Genomic DNA, 17,159 nt, shown 5'->3' with positions numbered 1-17,159 from the left:
GAACTCCTATCCCCGTGGCGGCAGTTCCTCCAACGGGGCGACGGTGCGCCCACCGCGGGTTACGGGGAGCCCCTGCACCATGCGGTCGATCATGTGGTCGTAGCGCAGGCCCGCGTCGGCGAGGTAGAGGTCCTCGCCGGGGGATTGGCCGGCGGCGAGGAGGACTTCCGGCAGCAGGAGGTCGGCCAGGCCGGCGTGGGGCGTCGGGTCCTCGACGGTCAGGCCGCAGCCGTCGAGGTCGACGTAGTCGGGGAGGAGGGCCCGACCGTGTAGGCGTCCGGCGATCTCGGGAAGGAACTCGTCCCACATGATCGCGAGCGTGGCACGCAGGTCGCCGAGGACTTCGACGTGTTGTTCGGTGGAGTTGCCGAGGAAGGTCTCGACCTCGATGTTGCCCTGGACCAGGAGGTGTGAGGTGCCGGTCAGGACGAGGTTGGCGACCTTCAGGTCTCCGAGCACGATCAATGACGGGCTGCCGTAGTCCAGGTTGAGGACGTTTCCGCCGACGTGGAGGTCGCCGTCGATGACGTAGCCGGTGACGGCTCCGTCGATTCCTTCGTACTCGGGTCGACCGCCCGCCTTGATCCAGGGGTTTTGGTGCCGGTACTGGTGGTCGTCCAACCAGAGGGAGCCGGGCAGCGCCGCGGGCCCCGGGTGCAGGATGTACTCCTCCTCGTCCAGGGTGTTGTACGTCTCCTGCGGGAAGCCACGCCGCTCGAACAGCGCGACCGTCTCCGCCCATGTTTGGTAGATCGTCTCCATGGGCCGCACAGTAGACGTCTGCACTGACACTCCACTCAACATCGGGGTGCTCCAAGGGGCAGCGGCTTCGGCGACGGGTCGGCTCGCCTTCAGCGGACCACCACGATGCGGTGCTGTCCGTGCATGCTGAGGGGACGGGCGTCGTGGATGCTGGAGACCCAGGTGATCGCCGCGTACCGGCCGGGGGGCAGCGGCATGGTGAGCAGCACCTCGCGTCCGGGTGACAGCGGTGGTGTGCCCAGCCACTTGCTCAGGTCGAACGGGGGTGCGCCGCCGGTGCCGTCGAAGAAGGCTTGGATGTCCTTCTCGGTCACCGAGTCGTCGGTGACCGGGCAGAACATTGCTTCGTCGACCTGGTCCTGCATGCGGTTCACGTAGCGCAGTGGGGCGCCTGAGGCTGCGTGGCCGTCCAGGAGGAAGCGCGGGCCCTGGTCGGGTATGTCGACGGCGGTGAGGGTGGCGCAGGGAGGCCGCGAAACAGCGGCCGTCGGTGGATGCACCGTGAGCGGGCGCAGGTGCTCTTGGCCGGGCTGCGGGTCGCGGCCACGGGGGCCCTCGAAGTCGAGGTATTCGTAGACGAGGTACCGGCCCGGGGGCAGCGGCACCGTGAAGCGGGTGTCCGTGCCGGGGTGGGTGATGCCCCCGCCGTACAACTCGGCCGTCGCCATCAGGGCGCGGGCGGCCTTGATGGTGTCCTGGCCCTCGGTGGCGAAGACCCGTCGGAGCCGGGCTCGGAACTGCGCTTCCGTCGCCCCGGCCCGCAGCCGGGCGACGCCGACATGCCCGGTGCGCATGCTGGTGGTCCTCAACTGGAAGGCCACGGGGCCGGCGAACGCGTGTGCAGGTGAGGTGAATCCGTCCTCGCCGGTGACGATGTGCAGCACCTGTGCCGATCGCGGGCGGTCCCGTGTCCGTGCCTGTGCGGCAGGCACGCCGGACCACTGTCCGACTCCGATGGCGGCGGCTCCGGCCAGGAGAAGGCTTCGTCGACTCGGCATGTTCTTGCGCTCCCCTCAAGAGGCTCCCTGTGATGTCTCCGGTGCGAGGCCCGCACCGGGGAGGGAGTGGATGCCTCTCACACTGCCGCAGTCGCGGCAGGCGAACATCGGCCGGCAGTTGCGAGTGCGCCGCAACTGAGGTGGTACGCCGACCTCTCAGCCGTACGCCCCGGGTTGCGGTCCACCACCTCGGCCCTGGGTGCCATCTCGTCTCCAGCGCCCTGCCCCCTGATGAGTCATCACCAAGGCATGGCCAAGGCATTCAGGAAGAGTTACCCCGCATCAGCGACTTCCGCACTAAACATCCGCCAACACGGGCAACTCACCCCCAAGTTCTTCGTATGGGAGCAGTCCGCCGCCGAGCTCAGAGACATCGGCCGGACGCGGGCCCGCACCCATCGACCGAGAGGCGGCACAAGCCATGAGCCTGATCCAGACCGGCAAGCTGCAGCTGAGCTCCAGTAACGCCTCGGAGGTGACCGGCGGCGCCACCTCGACGTTCACGCAGGTCACGTTCCCCTCACCCTTCCCGAACAACGCGACGGTGATCGTCGTTCCCTTCGTCCAGACCTTCAACGGGCCCGACACCCCGGGCCTGCGCATCGCCGACGTCACCCCGACCGGCTTCAAGATCCGCATGAACGAACTGGTGGGCACCGGCAGAGCGCTCTCCGACGGACCACACACCTCCGAGACGATCGGCTGGATCGCCAGCACGGTGTGAGTCGGCGGGGGGGGCGAACCGGCCGAAGAGCGTCGACGGAACGTCGACCGACCGCGGGTCAGTAGCGCAGCACGGCGGCGATCCGGGCCTCGTCGGTGAGGGTGTCGTCAGGGACGAAGCTGACTTGGGCGCCGGTGTCGAGGGCGCGTTCGATCACTTCGTCGACGACGTCCTCGCGCGCGCCGGGGTCGCCCGGCTCGGCCGGGACGAGGTGTTCGGCGGCGTCGCGGACGGTGGTGCGGAAGTTCTCCTCGACCACGAGGTGGGCGATCGTGGCCGACTCCGCGGCCTGCCGGACGTCGTCCAGTCCGGAAGTGAACGCCTTGCGGCCACGGGCCGCGTCCAGTTGCCGGAGTGCGTCGCCGATCTCGCCCTCGGCGTGGGCCCGGACGGCGGGCTCGACCACGCGGTGGACGGTGGCGGGGTCGGCGCCGGCGAGGCCGGCGTGCGGGATCTGCGCGGTGGTCGCGCGGGCGATCGGTCCACCGGCGTCCAGCAGGGTGAGGGCGGCGCCTTCGCCGACCACGTACAGCGGGCGGGGATCGACGGCGAGGACCTTGCCGGCCTCGGTGTCGGCCTCCCGTAGGAACGTCTTCGTCTCCTCGTCGCGGAAGGTGCTCGGCACGTCGCCGATCTGCTCGCGCCGTTCGGGGTCGGGCTCGTCGTACACGCGTACCACCGGGAAGCCGTGGTCCTTCTCCTCGGTCACCCGCGCCTGGTCGCCGCTCCACAGCACCACCCGATCGGCGGCGACCGCCAGCACCCAGTAGGGGCGCTCGAAGGCGTGGGCGGCGACCAGGTTGCGGGTGAGGAAGGTGTCGGACAGGACGACCCGCGCCGGGGCGTGGCGTCCGAAGGACCAGATGTGGTGTTCGCCGGGTGCGGCGAGGATCGCCAGGCCGTCTTCGGCGTGCACCAGGTCGACCTCGGTCAGGGCTCGGTCGAGTTGCTCCAGGACGTCGATCCGGTCGCTGCGGGAGACCTCGGGGTCGGCCTCGATCTTCTCCTTCGCTTCGGCCAGCAGTCCGCGCAGCCGGATCGGGTCCTGCTCGCTGTCCGGTTCGCGACGGTGCGTGGGCATGACGATCGACACTGCGGGATACGGCCGGGGGCGGCGCAGCTCGGCGAGGGTGGCGGGGCTGAGGGTGGGGCGCATGGGAACCCTTTCCGATCCGAAGGCGATGCGGCCTCCGTGGCGTGAGTGCACGAAGCCTGACGCTACTCGCATATGACACAAAATTATCGTTTTGTCTGCTTTGATGGTGAGGTGGCGCGCCCTCGGCGCCTCCGGTCGGTGCGCATCGCGGGCGGACGCTTCGAGCCGGGCACCCCTCGTAGGGTGGAGGCATGTCGCCGACCGGTCCCCGCCTCACACCCCGCCCGGTCGCGCCGGGCCCTCCCGGGGAACCCGACAGAGGGAAAGCCGACAGGGGGGAAGCCGGCAGGGCGGACGGACGACCCCGACAGACGGTGCGCGAGAGGCGCGAGCTCCCGGTGGTCGCCGCCGGCGCCGAGGTCATGCCGTTCGCGATCCAGCCGTACGACGAGGTGGTCGCGCACGACACCGTCTGGGGCGAGCACTCCCACCCCTTCCACGAACTCCTGTGGAACGAGCGCGGCGCCTCGACGGCCGTCGTCGGCGCGCGGGTGTGGACGGTCACGCCCGCACTGGGGCTGTGGATGCCCGCCGGCACGTTGCATTCGGGGTCCGCGGTCGCCGGGACCTGGTTCCGCGCCACCTTCTTCGCATACCACGGCACCCCGCCCGTATCCGACGCTCCGGTGGCCGTCGAGGTCACCCCGCTGTTGCGGCTGCTGCTGGAGCGGCTCGGCGACGCACGCCTGTCCCCCGCCTCCCGGGCGACCACCGAGGCGATGGTGCTCGACGTCCTGGAGCCGTCGCCGCGGGAACTCCTCGTGCACGCGCCGACGTCGGCCCTGCTGCGCCCGATCGCGCGGGCGCTCGACGAGGACCCGGGCGATCAGCGCACGCTCGCCGACTGGGCGGCGCAGTTGGGGGTCAGCGCCCGCACGGTCAGTCGGGCGTTCACCGCGGAGACCGGCACCAGCTTCGCGCGCTGGGTCGCCGCGGTGCGGGCGCAGCACGCGGTGGCCCTCCTCAGTCGCGGCTGGGAGGTGGAGGCCGTCGCCGAGGAAGTGGGGTACCGGTCGGCGAGCGCCTTCGGCGCCGCCTTCAGACGGACCACCGGGCTCACTCCGGGGACGTTCCGGATCGACTGAAGCACCCCTCCACCTGCATCGAGAAGCGCTTCACCACGGGACGCCTGTCCCGATTGCTACATCGACTGTCCCAAAAGGTCGATTGCGACACTGATCAATCCCCTCCTAGAGTGCAAAGGTAAGCCTTACCTAAGCGCTTGCGTTCCAGTGCGGTGCACACGCTCCACGACGGCATCCCGGGTCCCGGGCGTGCGAGAACCAGCACCCTGTGGCATCCGGATCAGTGGGGGTTCGACCATCATGCGTTCACTTCGTCTGCGGCTGCTCACCGCAGCCGCCGCCCTCGTGGCCGTCGCGGCCTGCGGCGGCCCGTCCTCGTCCGAGGGCAACGGCGACAACGGCGGCGACAAGGGTTCCTCGTCGGCTTCGGGCACGTTCCCGATGACCATCGAGCACGCCCTCGGGAAGACGACCATCGACAAGAAGCCCGAGCGCGTCGCCGCGGTCAACTGGGCCAACCACGAGGTGCCGCTGGCGCTCGGCGTCGTCCCCGTCGGGATGGCCGCCGCGACCTTCGGCGACGACGACGGCGACAAGGTGCTGCCCTGGGTCGAGGAGAAGCTCGGCGAACTGGGCGCGAAGACCCCGGTGCTGTTCGACGAGACCGACGGCATCGACTTCGAGGCCGTCGCCGACACCAAGCCGGACATCATCCTCGCCTCGTACTCCGGCCTCACCAAGCAGGACTACGCCACGCTCAGCCAGATAGCCCCGGTCGTGGCGTACCCGGACGCTCCGTGGGCCACGCCCTGGCGGGAGATCATCCGCACCAACAGCAAGGCGATCGGACTGGCCGACAAGGGCGAGAAGCTGATCAAGGACCTGGAGGGGCAGATCGGGCGGACCGTCGCCAAGTACCCGCAGTTGAAGGGGAAGTCGGCGATGTTCATGACGCACGTGGACCCCGGCGACGTGAGCCAGATCGGCTTCTACACCGCGCACGACACCAGGACCCTCTTCTTCGAGGACCTGGGGCTGAAGACCCCCGCCAGCATCGCCGCCGCGTCCAAGGGCACGGACAAGTTCGCCCTCACCCGCAGCGCCGAGCAGATCGACCTCTTCAACGACGTCGACATCGTCACCGGCTACGGCGACGAGCAGGGCAAGCTGGCCAAGGCGCTGCGCGAGGACCCGCTGGTGTCCAAGCTCCCCGCCATCCAGCGCGGCTCCACCTACCTGCTGCCCGGCAGCGCGCCCCTGGCGACGGCGGCCAACCCGACGCCGCTGTCGATCTCGTGGGTGCTGGAGGACTACGTCGCCGCGCTCGCCAAGGCCGCGGACAAGGTCGCATGACGACCTCCGCACACCCTCGACCGGACGCCGCCGCGGTGCACTCGCCGCGGCGGCGTCCGGTGCGCGCACGCGCCCTCTGGCTCGTCGCCGCGGTGCTGGTCCTCGCGGCGCTCGCGCTGGCCTCCCTCGCCTTCGGCTCCCGGGACGTCGCCTGGTCCGACGTGTGGGCCGCGCTCCACGGCGCCGACGCCACCTTGGAGCAGGCCGCCGCCAGCAAGCGGATCCCCCGAACGCTGCTCGCCGCGCTCATCGGCGGGGCGCTCGGCCTCGCCGGCGCCGTGATGCAGGGGGTGACGCGCAATCCGCTCGCCGATCCCGGCATCCTCGGCGTCACCATGGGCGCCTCCCTCGCCGTCGCCATCGCCGTCGCGTACTTCGGCCTCGTGTCGCCCATCGGCTACATCTGGGTGGCCATGGCGGGAGCGGCGCTGTCGGCCGCCTTCGTCTACGGCGTCGCGAGCCTCGGGCGGGGCGGCGCGACGCCGCTGAAGCTCGCGCTCGCCGGGGCCGCGACCTCGGCCGCGTTCGTCTCCCTCGTCACCGCCATCACCCTGCCGCGCGGCGACATCGCCGGGAGCCTGCGGCTGTGGCACGTCGGCGGCCTCGGCGGCGCCTCCTTCGAACGCATCGGCCACGTCCTGCCGTTCCTCGCGGTCGGCTTCGCGATCTGCCTGCTGTCCGGCAAGGCGCTGAACTCGCTGGCGCTCGGGGACGAACTCGCGGCGGGGCTCGGAACCCGGGTCGCCGTGGTCCGGGGCGGGGCGGCGCTCGGCTCGATCGTGCTGTGCGGCGCGGCCACCGCGGTCACGGGGCCGATCGGCTTCGTCGGACTCGTCGTCCCGCACGCCTGTCGTCTCCTCGTCGGCGTGGACCACCGCTGGCTGCTGCCGTTCTGCGCCGTCGTGGGCGCGGCGCTGCTCACCGCGGCGGACGTGGTCGGTCGGGTGGTGGCCCGGCCCGCTGAGATCGACGTCGGCATCGTGACGGCCCTCATCGGCGCCCCGTTCTTCGTCTGGATCGTCCGCCGGCAGAAGGTGCGCGCCCTGTGAAGACCAGCACTCCCCCACCCTTCGCGGCCTCCGGCTCCGCGGCGGTCGTGGCCCGCGGGCGCCTCCGTCGGGCGCTGCGGCGCCGGGCCCTCACGGGGCTGCTCGCCGTGCTCGTCGCGGTCGCGTTCAGCGTGTCCCTGATGGTCGGGCACACGTACTACCCGTTCGACGACGTCCTACGGGTCGTCCTCGGCGAACAGGTGCCCGGCGCGTCGTTCACCGTGGGGCGGCTCAGGCTGCCGCGGGCCGTGCTCGCCGTGGTGGCCGGCTTCAGCTTCGGCCTCGCCGGCGTCACCTTCCAGACGATGCTCCGCAACCCGCTCGCCAGCCCGGACGTCATCGGCATCTCCTCCGGGGCGAGCGCGGCGGCGGCGATCGCGATCGTCACCCTCTCCCTGGGTGCGACCGAGGTGTCCGTCATCGCGATCGTCGCCGCGCTCGCCGTGGCGCTGCTCGTGTACGCCCTGGCGTTCAAGGACGGCGTGGTCGGCACCCGCCTCATCCTCATCGGCATCGGCATCGCCGCGATGCTCAACAGCGTCGTCGCCTACGTGCTCTCGCAAGCAGCGCAGTGGGACCTCCAGGAGGCGATGCGCTGGCTGACCGGCAGCCTGAACGGGGCCTCCTGGGAGCAGACGGCACCGGCCGCGGCAGCGCTGGCGTTCCTGGGGCCCGTAGTGCTGTCGCAGGCCCGCAACCTGGCGACGCTGCAACTCGGGGACGACACCGCCGCCGCCCTCGGGACCCGGGTCGAGCGCACCCGCATCACGGCGATCGTCGCCGCGGTCGGACTGATCGCCTTCGCCACGGCCGCCGCCGGGCCCATCGCGTTCGTCGCCTTCCTCGCCGGGCCCATCGCGGCGCGGTTGACGGGGACCAGCGGTTCGCTGCTCGTCCCCGCCGGGCTGGTCGGCGCCCTGCTCGTGCTGGTCGCCGATCTGACCGGCCAGTACGCCTTCGACACCCGGCTGCCGGTCGGCGTCGTCACCGGCGTCCTCGGCGCGCCCTACCTCGTCTACCTCATCATCCGCACCAACCGGGCGGGAAGCTCCCTGTGACCACATCCCACTCCCTGGCCGCCGAAGGGCTCACCCTCGGCTACGGCGACCGCACCGTCATCGACTCCCTCGACCTCGCCGTGCCGCCCGGTCGGATCACCGCGATCGTCGGCGCCAACGCCTGCGGCAAGTCGACGCTCCTGCGCGCCCTGTCCCGGCTGCTCGCGCCGCGCGCGGGCCGCGTCGTCCTGGACGGCAAGGAGGTGCACCGCACGCCGTCGAAGGAACTCGCCCGCACGCTGGGGCTGCTGCCGCAGACCCCGGTCGCGCCGGAGGGCATCACCGTGACGGATCTCGTCAGCCGCGGACGCCACCCGCACATGCGGATATTCTCCCGCTGGAACGCCGACGACGACGCGGCCGTCGCGGCGGCCCTGACCGCCACCGACACCATCGACCTCGCCGACCGCAACGTCGACGAACTCTCCGGCGGCCAGCGCCAACGCGTGTGGATCGCCATGGCGCTGGCCCAGCAGACCGACGTCCTCCTCCTCGACGAGCCGACCACCTTCCTCGACGCCAACCACCAGATCGAAGTACTGGACCTGCTCACCGACCTCAACCAGACCAGGGGCACCACGATCGTCATGGTCCTGCACGACCTCAACCTCGCCGCGCGCTACGCCGACCACCTCATCGCGCTCACGCCCGGCCGCCCGCACACCAGCGGCACGCCGGACGAGGTCCTGACGCAGGAGAACGTCCGTGCCGTGTTCGGCCTGGACAGCCGGGTCATCGAGGACCCCGTCTCGGGCCGGCCGCTGATACTTCCCATCGGACGCCACCGCATCAAACCGGCCACCACCACACCGCCTGCGCCCGACCGGGCGTAGGCACGGCGCACGCACCACAGAGGTACACATGGATGTTCAGGCAGGCGACGAGGCAGTCTCCGACGCCTACTTCGACCTCGGCACCCACGCCCGCCGGGTGACCACCTCCTCCCCCGAGGCCCAACTCTGGTTCGACCGCGGCCTCGTGTGGACGTACTCCTTCCACCACGAGGAGGCCGCCCGCTGCTTCGAGAGGGCGGCCGAGGCCGACCCCGACTGCGCCATGGCGTACTGGGGTCTGGCGTACGCGCTGGGCCCCAACTACAACAAGCCCTGGGAGTCCTTCGACGCGACGGACCTCAGCCGTACCGTCGAGCGCACCCACGCCGCGGTCGAGCAGGCGCACGAGAAGGCCGCCGGAGCCACCGCCGTCGAGCGGGCGCTGATCGGGGCGCTGCGCGCCCGCTATCCGCAGGCGAGGCCCGTCGGTGACTGTTCGGTGTGGAACGAGCCGTACGCCCAGAGCATGCGCGGCGCCTACGAGGTCGACCCCGACGACCTCGACGTGGCGACGCTGTACGCGGACGCGCTGATGAACCTCACGCCGTGGCAGCTGTGGGACCTGCGGACCGGTGGGCCCGCCGAGGGGGCCCGCACCGTCGAGGCCAAGGCCGTGCTCGATCGGGCGCTCGCGACGGCCGGCGGGCTCAGGCATCCCGGCGTGCTGCACCTGTACGTGCACCTGATGGAGATGTCCCCGCACCCGGAGAGCGCCCTGCCCGTCGCGGACCGGCTGCGCGGGCTGGTGCCGGACGCCGGGCACCTGGCGCACATGCCCTCGCACCTGGAGGTGCTGTGCGGGGACTACCGGCGGGTGGTGTCCGACAACGACGCCGCGATCGCCGTCGACGCGAAGGCCCTCGCCCGGTCCGGTGCGATGAACTTCTACACCCTGTACCGCTGCCACAACATCCACTTCAAGATCTACGGTGCGATGTTCCTCGGGCAGCGCGAGGTGGCGCTGGAGGCGGCCGAGCAGTTGGAGGCGTCGATTCCGGACGAGCTGCTGCGGGTGGACAGCCCGCCCATGGCGGACTGGCTGGAGTCGTTCCTGGCCATGCGCGTGCACGTGCTGATCCGGTTCGGGCGCTGGTCGGACATCCTCGAGCTGCCGCTGCCGAAGGACCAGGACCGGGAGCTGTACAGCACGACGACGGCGATGCGGCACTACGCGCGGGGCGTCGCCCTGTCCGCGACCGGTCGGGTCGCCGAGGCCGAGGCGGAGCGCGAACGGTTCCGCGAGGCGGCGGGCCGGGTCCAGGAGACCCGGATGCTCTTCAACAACACCTGCCGCGACATCCTCGCCATCGCCGCCGCGATGCTGGACGGGGAGCTGGAGTACCGCAAGGGCGACTTCGACGCCGCGTTCGCCGCGCTGGAGCGCTCGATCGAGCTCGACGACGACCTGCCGTACGACGAGCCCTGGGGTTGGATGCAGCCGACGCGGCACGCGTACGGCGCGCTGCTGCTGGAGCAGGGGCGGGTCGCGGAGGCAGAGGCGGTCTACCGCGCGGACCTCGGCCTCGACGACACCCTGCCGCGGGCCCGCCAGCATCCGGGCAACGTGTGGTCCCTCCACGGCTTCCACGAGTGCCTGGTACGGCTCGGGCGCACCGCGGAGGCCCGCATCGTCGCGCAGCAACTGAAGCTGGCGACGGCCGTCGCGGACGTGCCCATCGAGGCGTCCTGCTTCTGCCGGACGGAGCCAACGGTCCCGGAGGGCGGCGGGACCTGCTGCTGAACACCCGGCGACCAGGCTCCATCGCGCGGGTCCGGTCGGCCGCGCCGTTCCTCCGGGGGGACGGGCCAACAAGGCTGTGCCGAACCATTGGTGTCCGACGGTCCCCTCCTGTTCAATCGTTCGTCATGGACCCCGGTGAGTACACCCCGTTCGGCGGCGAGCACGCCGCCGTCGCGCGGTACATCGACGGGTTGTCGGTCGACGAACTCGCAGCACACTTCGAGCGTTCGATGACAGCGCGGATCGGGACGTTCGCCCATCGGGCGGCCCTCAGGCTGGGGGCGAGCGGCGATCCGGCCGGGGTGGACGCGGCCCTGCGGATCCTGACCCCGCCGTATCCGCGGTGGTCGAGTCACGCGGCGGTGCTCCTGGGCCTGGCCCGCGCGGAGCGCGGCGTACCGGCGCTCGTCGGGTGTCTGTCGGATCCCGCGCTCCCGGCGTGGCACCAGGCCCCGCCGCGCCTCGACGCGGTCACGGCGTTGGCTCGGATCGGCAGCCCGGAGGCCGTGGACGCCCTCGTGGCCGCGGCGCAGGCCCAGGTCGCGGCGGAAGACCCGCACGGGGACGAGTGCCTCTACCTGCAGCGCCTCGTGCAGGGGTTGTGTGCGGTGGGGACGGCGAGGACCGTGGACGTCACCCTCGCACTCACCGGCGTCATGGGCGAGTTGTGGGACACGCCGACGACCCGGGCGCTCGCCCAGCGGGCGGACCGGCGGTTCGTACCGTTCCTCGTCGAACTCCTCGCCGGGCCGCGGCGGCCGGAAGGGCTGCTCGGCCTCGAACGGGTCGCGACGGCCCGTGCCGTGCCCGCGTTGATCCAGGTACTCCAGACGGCCGACGACCGAGCCCTGCGCTACTCGGCGACCCGCGCCCTGGCCACGGCCGGCGAACACGCGTATCAGGAGCTGTCTCCGGGCGCGTACCGGAATCGGCAGGCGGGAACGGCGCAGCGCCGGGCCGTCGCCTGGATCCTGGGTCAGGTCGACGTGGCCACCTGGCAGCTGACGCGGCACGCCGCGCACCTGCTCGCCGACCGGGACTCGGGGGTACGGGCCCGTGCCGCCGCGTCCGTCGGCCTGGTCGGCGACCCCGCCTGCGTGCCCCTGCTGCTCGACGTGCTCGGCGACCCGTGTCATCGCGTACGGGCCCGCGCCGCCACGGCCCTCGGCCGCATCGGGTCGCGCGACGCACGGCGGCGGCTCAAGGACGTGGCGCGGCGCGATCCGGTGCGTTGCGTCCGGAACGCGGCGGACGCCGCGCTCAGGGCGCTTGAGCGCCCTCGCCGGCCGGGCCCGGGCGGTCCAGGAGGAGATCCGCCGCACGTGCGAGCACCTGGGGGCGGGTGAACCCTCCGTGGTCGGCGGCGAGGAAGTTGGCGCCGATCGCCGCACAGAAGGCCAGCAGGCTGCGGGCTTCGACCTCCTCGGCGTCGGGGCAGAAGGTGCCGATCATTTCGCGCAGCAGGTCCATGCGGCGGTTGTCGACCCGGCGCAGTCGCTGCGCGACGGCCTCGTCGTGCCGGGCCCAGGCGCGGATCGCGAGATCGATGGGGAGCAGTCGGTCTTCGGTGAAGGTGAGCATCCCCGCGCGATGGATCTTGGACTTGGGATCCCCGCCTTCCGCTTCGACGCGGTCGATCACTTCGTGGGTGCTCTCCCGCTCCCAGGTGTCGAGCATGGCTTCCAACAGGGCGTTCCGGTCGGCGAAGTAGCCGTAGAAGCCGCCCTTGGTGACGCCGAGCCTCTTGGCGAGCGCCTCGATGCGGACGGCGTCGGGGCCGGCGGCGGCCAAGGCGTGCAACCCCTCTTCGATCCATCTCTCCCGCGGCGTCTGTGGCGCACGCACCCGTTTCCCACCTCACTCACGCCCGCTATACGGCGGCGTATACATCGGCTAGCGTTGCTCTATACGCCATCGTATAGAAAGTCGGAGGGCGCCATGCCTCTCTTGTGTCGCAAGCCGGGCCGCAGCGAGTCGACGACCCACCCCGTAGAAGGCACGGTAGGTGCGGCGGGTGCGGAGGGCGTGGAAGGCGTGGTGGGCGTGCGCCGGATACCGGAGTCCTTCCGTGTCCTCAGTGCGCTGCCGACACTCGACTACGCCGATCGCTTCACCCTGCGGACGGACGCCGCCGCCTCGCCCGAGCAATGGGCCCGGGCCATGTTCGGCGACCTGCCGAGCCCCACCGAACGGTTCATCTGGCGCGGCCTGCTCGGGCTCCGGCTCAGCGGCGGGCCGTCGCCGGCGACGGTGGCCGGCTGGCGCATCGCCGGGCGCGGTGAGGACTGGATCCGGTTGGAGGCCGCGTCCTGGTTCCTGGCCGGCAACCTCGTCGTCCACTCGCCCGGCGGCCGGGTGGCCCTCGGAACCTTTCTGCACTACCGCCGCCACCCGGGCCGCGCGCTGTGGCCGCCGCTGTCCGCCGTGCACCGGCGGCTCGCTCCGGGACTGCTGCGCGACGCCGAAGCCCGCGTCCTGGCCGTACCGCGGCCCGACCGCGAGGGGGCTCAGGGCGTCTGACCCCGGGCGAGGGCGGCTCTGCACCGACCTGACGGCGTGCCTGCCTGCCCTCGGGTGATCCCGGTAATCCCAACGACGCACCCGCCCTGCGCCCCGAGTGCCGGATGTGACGACGTCCGCATACGTTGATCGCGATCGTGTGCAGCGTCGGAAGGAACCGGCATGCCGGTAAACGTCACCTACCCAGGCGTCTACGTCGACGAGGTCAGGAGCTCAGTCAGGACGATCACGGGCGTTCCCACTTCTGTGGCCGCGTTCGTCGGCTACGCACCGCGCGGCCCGGTCGACCGGCCGGTGCACATCACGGGCTGGGGCGACTACGCAGCGGTGTTCGGCGGGCTGCAGACGAACTGCCCGCTGAGCTACGCCGTTTACCAGTTCTATCTGAACGGCGGCAGCGAGGCCGAGATCGTCAGGGTGGTCAAGGACGGCGAGGTCGTCGTCCGACTGCCCCTCAGTACGAGTACGGCCCCGCCCGCGAGGGCGACCGCCGCCCAGCCCCCTCCCCAGCCCCCTCCCGCGGCGGGCGATGAGGGCGGTGACGCGGCCGGCGCCGGCGACGCTCAGGACGCCGGCGGCGAGCCGAAGAAGAAGGGGGCCGCCGCGCACGAGTCCGGCGGCGCCGCCAAGAAGTCCGCGGCTTCCGCTTCGGCGGGGACCAACGCCTCGGGCCCGGCCCTGTTGGCCGCCGCACCCGGGCGGTGGGCGCTCAATCTGCGGGCCCGCGTCGACTACGACACCTCCGAGGGGAACGTTCCGGACGGGCAGCGCAAGCTGTTCAACCTCACGGTCCGCGACCTGGAGACCGGCGCGGAGGAGCGCTACCTCAACGTCAGCGTGGAGGACGGCAGCCCGCGCACCCTCGACCACCTGTTGGCCGCCTCGCAGCTCGTGCGCGGCGTGCCGGACGCTCCGCTCCGTTCGGTGCCGCAGGCGAGCACGGATCCCAAGGAGGGCGCGGACCCCTTCACGTACCAGCCCAAGGGCAAGGACGAGCCTCAGCCGCCCTACTGCTACGCGCCGGACGACGTCAACGGCGGTCAGGGCCCCGGGGACGAGCGTCCGCAGGAGCTGGCGCCGTACCTGGGCGACGCGCCGACGAAGACCGGCCTGTACCAGCTCCTGAAGACGGACATCTTCAACATCCTGTGCCTGCCCGACAACGACTGGCTCGACGCGCAGTTGCAGGCCGGCGGGAAGGACGTGAAGCCCCTGCGGGACGCGGCGTTGGACCTCTGCGGGCAGCGGCGGGCCGTCTTGCTCGTCGACCCGCCCGCGTCCTGGTCCGCCGTGCCGTCGGGCGCCGACGACAACACCGGCGCCCTGGACAACGTCCTGGCCCAGCTACCGAACCTGGCGATGGGCGACCCCGGCAAGAACGCCGCGGTGTACTACCCCCGGCTGCTCGCTCCCGACCCCCTGCTCGACGGCGCCCTGAGGACCTTCCCGCCGTGCGGGGTGATGGCCGGTGTGCTCGCCCGCACCGACGTCCAGCGCGGGGTGTGGAAGGCGCCGGCCGGCACGGACGCGTCGCTGAACGGCGTCAGCGAGTTGGAAGTGCCGCTCACGGACCTGGAGATCGGTCGGCTGAACCCGGTCGGCGTCAACTGTCTGCGCCGGCTGCCCGCCGCGGGCCCGGTGGCCTGGGGAGCGCGCACGATGAACGGAGCCGACCGGCTCGCCAGCGAGTGGAAGTACCTACCGGTGCGGCGGCTGGCGCTGTTCATCGAGGAGAGCCTGTTCCGGGGCACCCAGTGGGTGGTGTTCGAACCGAACGACGAACCCCTGTGGGCCTCGATCCGGCTGAACGTCGGGGCCTTCATGAACTCCCTCTTCCGAGCGGGCGCGTTCCAGGGGCGAACGCCCCAGGACGCTTACCTCGTGAAGTGCGACAAGGACACCAACCCGCAGAACGACATCGACCGCGGCATCGTCAACATCCAGGTGGGCTTCGCCCCGCTCAAGCCCGCCGAGTTCGTGATCGTGCACATCCAGCAGCTGGCCGGCCAGATCCAGGTCTAGGAGGACGACCGATGCCCGAAGTCAAGCGTCGGGACCCGTTCAAGAACTTCCGCTTCCGGGTGAAGTTCAGCGGACAGACCGACTACATCGCGGGGATCAGCAGGGTCACCGGGCTCAAGCGCACCACCGAGGTCATCCGGCACCGCGACGGCGGCGATCCGGGCACCAGCCGCAAGCTCCCCGGCCGCACCGAGTACGAGGCCATCACCCTCGAACGCGGCTGCACCGTCGACACCACCTTCGAGGAGTGGGCCAACCGGGTCTGGAGCCTGAAGAACTCCTCCGGCGGGCTGGAGACCTCCCTGAAGGACTTCCGGCGCGACCTCATCATCGACGTCTTCGACGAGGGCGGACAGCAGGTGCTGTCGTACTCGGTGCACGAGTGCTGGGTGTCGGAGTACCAGGGCCTGCCCGAACTCGACGCCGGGTCCAATGCCGTGGCGTTCGAGCACATCAAGGTGGAGCACCACGGCTGGGTGCGGGAGCACACCAACGCGCCGCAGGAGCCGCAGTTCACCGACACCGCGGGGTGAGCGGAGTGCCGCGGCTGCTGACGGAGTCGAACGTCCTCGACGTGTGGGAGAGCGGGCTGGCCGGGCCTTCGGCGGCGCGTTCGCTCCTCCTCGCCTCGATGGCGGCGCCGAGCCCGCGCAGCGTTGCGGACCTGCCGTTGAGCGCGCTCAACTCCCTGCTGTTGGAGCTGCGCCGGGACGCCTTCGGCGCTGCGCTGCCGTGCACGGCGGACTGCCCCGGGTGCGGCGAGAGCCTCGACGTCACCGTGGCGTCGCACGAGTTGCTGCCCGCCGGTGGCGGCGCCGCGGCGATCGCCACGGCGACCCTGGTGTCGTACGGCAGGACGGTCACGTACCGCGCGCTGACCGGCCGCGACGTGCGCGCCGTCGACCCCGAGGCGCCGCGCGCCCGCCAGACCCTGCTGCGGCGCAGCGTCCTGAGCGTGGATCCGCCCGACGGCGAGGTGCCCGACGAGGTCCTGGAGGACGTGGCCCGGCACCTCGCCGAACTCGACCCCGGGGCCGACTCCGTCCTCACCTTGGACTGCCCGCAGTGCGAGCACCACTGGGACGCCGCGCTGGATCTCGCCGATCACCTGTGGACCGACGTCTGCGGGTACGCGCACCGCCTCCTGCACGAAGTGCACGCCCTCGCCCGGGCCTTCGGCTGGACGGAGGCCGACGTGCTGGCGATCAGTCCGACGCGGCGGCGGTTCTATTTGGAGGCGAGCACCGGATGAACGACTTCGTCGACCGCCTCCTCCATGCGCCGGGGCCGAGGTTGAGGCCGCTCGCGCCGAACGTGTTCGACCCGGGTGCACCGCGCCTGCCGGCAGACGTGCTGGAGCCCTTGTCGTACGAGGAAGAGGGCGAAGAAGCAGTGCAGGCGCCGACGCTCCGGCCCGGATCGAACTCGGTCGCGGGCGGAGTCGGGGGCGCGGGTGGGGTCGGGGCGGTGGTGACGGACGAGGTCGGTGGAGCGGCTTGGGGGGCCGCCGCAAGCGAGGGCGTTCGGCCAGGCGGCCCCGGTGCCGGCAGCCGCGCGCCTCGCCCGAGCGTGAGCACCGGCAGAAGCCCACGTCCGTACGAGGCGGGCGCCGACGGCGGCACACCTGCGACCGGGCTTCAGCGGGCGCGACCGGTCGAGGTCGCGCAGCGCGAAGTCGCCGAAACCGAAACCGAAGCCGAAGCCGTAGACGCCGAGGCCGAGGCCGTAGGGACCAAAGCCGAGGCCGGCGCCGCTCTCGACGCCGAGGCGGCTCTTGCGATGGATGAACCCGTTGAAGCCGTTGACGCCGAAGCAGGCCCCGCTCTCGACGCTGTTGCCGCTCCCACCGCCGAGGCCGCGAGCGCGTTCACCGTCGGCGGCGGCCCTGAGCCGGGCCGTCAGAAGGCCCCTGCGAAGC

16 protein-coding genes are annotated in these 17,159 nt (G+C 71.7%); 12 read left to right on the top strand and 4 right to left on the bottom strand.

Annotation, left to right across the window (positions count from 1 at the left end; translation table 11 throughout):
• Positions 1-6: 6 nt before the first annotated feature.
• Positions 7-762: a hypothetical protein gene (locus tag ABZ842_RS22990; RefSeq protein WP_361539576.1), complete on the bottom strand. Its 756-nt coding sequence runs from the start codon at positions 760-762 to the stop codon at positions 7-9.
• An 89-nt stretch (positions 763-851) separates the two neighbouring features.
• On the bottom strand, positions 852-1,646 hold the full coding sequence (locus ABZ842_RS22985; protein WP_361539573.1) for a hypothetical protein: 795 nt from the start codon (positions 1,644-1,646) through the stop codon (positions 852-854).
• Between the two features lie 535 nt (positions 1,647-2,181).
• Here ABZ842_RS22985 and ABZ842_RS22980 point away from each other — a divergent pair.
• Complete coding sequence (locus ABZ842_RS22980; protein ID WP_361539570.1) at positions 2,182-2,484, top strand: hypothetical protein; 303 nt, start codon at positions 2,182-2,184, stop codon at positions 2,482-2,484.
• A gap of 58 nt (positions 2,485-2,542) precedes the next feature.
• Here the strand turns inward: ABZ842_RS22980 and ABZ842_RS22975 are convergent, their stop codons facing one another.
• Positions 2,543-3,640, bottom strand: a complete 1,098-nt coding sequence (locus ABZ842_RS22975; RefSeq protein WP_361539567.1) for a chemotaxis protein — start codon at positions 3,638-3,640, stop codon at positions 2,543-2,545.
• Positions 3,641-4,002: 362 nt separating this feature from the next.
• Between ABZ842_RS22975 and ABZ842_RS22970 the strand changes: the two genes are divergently transcribed.
• From ABZ842_RS22970 to ABZ842_RS22940, 7 genes are all read left to right on the top strand, one after another.
• Positions 4,003-4,725 carry an AraC family transcriptional regulator gene (locus tag ABZ842_RS22970; RefSeq protein ID WP_361539841.1) on the top strand — a complete coding sequence of 241 codons (723 nt, stop codon included), beginning with the start codon at positions 4,003-4,005 and terminating at the stop codon, positions 4,723-4,725.
• Between the two features lie 240 nt (positions 4,726-4,965).
• Positions 4,966-6,018: an iron-siderophore ABC transporter substrate-binding protein gene (locus ABZ842_RS22965; RefSeq protein ID WP_361539564.1), complete on the top strand. Its 1,053-nt coding sequence runs from the start codon at positions 4,966-4,968 to the stop codon at positions 6,016-6,018.
• Positions 6,015-7,067, top strand: a complete 1,053-nt coding sequence (locus tag ABZ842_RS22960; protein ID WP_361539561.1) for an iron ABC transporter permease — start codon at positions 6,015-6,017, stop codon at positions 7,065-7,067. Before ABZ842_RS22965 ends, ABZ842_RS22960 begins: the two co-directional genes overlap by 4 nt.
• Complete coding sequence (locus ABZ842_RS22955) at positions 7,064-8,125, top strand: iron chelate uptake ABC transporter family permease subunit (protein WP_361539559.1); 1,062 nt, start codon at positions 7,064-7,066, stop codon at positions 8,123-8,125. Before ABZ842_RS22960 ends, ABZ842_RS22955 begins: the two co-directional genes overlap by 4 nt.
• Positions 8,122-8,958, top strand: coding sequence for an ABC transporter ATP-binding protein (locus ABZ842_RS22950; RefSeq protein WP_361539556.1), 837 nt, complete (start codon positions 8,122-8,124; stop codon positions 8,956-8,958). Before ABZ842_RS22955 ends, ABZ842_RS22950 begins: the two co-directional genes overlap by 4 nt.
• A 28-nt stretch (positions 8,959-8,986) precedes the next feature.
• Positions 8,987-10,699, top strand: a complete 1,713-nt coding sequence (locus ABZ842_RS22945; protein ID WP_361539554.1) for a hypothetical protein — start codon at positions 8,987-8,989, stop codon at positions 10,697-10,699.
• Between the two features lie 125 nt (positions 10,700-10,824).
• Complete coding sequence (locus tag ABZ842_RS22940; protein WP_361539551.1) at positions 10,825-12,045, top strand: HEAT repeat domain-containing protein; 1,221 nt, start codon at positions 10,825-10,827, stop codon at positions 12,043-12,045.
• Here the strand turns inward: ABZ842_RS22940 and ABZ842_RS22935 are convergent.
• Positions 11,960-12,544, bottom strand: coding sequence for a TetR/AcrR family transcriptional regulator (locus tag ABZ842_RS22935; protein ID WP_361539548.1), 585 nt, complete (start codon positions 12,542-12,544; stop codon positions 11,960-11,962). The genes ABZ842_RS22940 and ABZ842_RS22935 overlap by 86 nt on opposite strands.
• Positions 12,545-12,637: 93 nt before the next feature.
• Between ABZ842_RS22935 and ABZ842_RS22930 the strand changes: the two genes are divergently transcribed.
• The 4 genes from ABZ842_RS22930 to ABZ842_RS22915 all read left to right on the top strand — a co-directional run bounded on the left by ABZ842_RS22930 (position 12,638) and on the right by ABZ842_RS22915 (position 16,493).
• Positions 12,638-13,219, top strand: coding sequence for a hypothetical protein (locus ABZ842_RS22930; RefSeq protein WP_361539545.1), 582 nt, complete (start codon positions 12,638-12,640; stop codon positions 13,217-13,219).
• Between the two features lie 162 nt (positions 13,220-13,381).
• Complete coding sequence (locus tag ABZ842_RS22925) at positions 13,382-15,241, top strand: phage tail sheath C-terminal domain-containing protein (RefSeq protein ID WP_361539543.1); 1,860 nt, start codon at positions 13,382-13,384, stop codon at positions 15,239-15,241.
• Between the two features lie 11 nt (positions 15,242-15,252).
• Positions 15,253-15,774: a phage tail protein gene (locus tag ABZ842_RS22920; RefSeq protein ID WP_361539540.1), complete on the top strand. Its 522-nt coding sequence runs from the start codon at positions 15,253-15,255 to the stop codon at positions 15,772-15,774.
• The gene (locus ABZ842_RS22915) at positions 15,771-16,493 is read left to right on the top strand and encodes a hypothetical protein (protein WP_361539538.1); all 723 of its coding nucleotides are present in this window, start codon (positions 15,771-15,773) and stop codon (positions 16,491-16,493) included. Before ABZ842_RS22920 ends, ABZ842_RS22915 begins: the two co-directional genes overlap by 4 nt.
• Positions 16,494-17,159 lie beyond the last annotated feature (666 nt).

It is taken from the genome of Streptomyces sp. NPDC047315, assembly GCF_040643215.1.
Lineage (GTDB): Bacteria > Actinomycetota > Actinomycetes > Streptomycetales > Streptomycetaceae > Streptomyces.
This window is presented reverse-complemented; position numbering and strand designations above follow the sequence as displayed.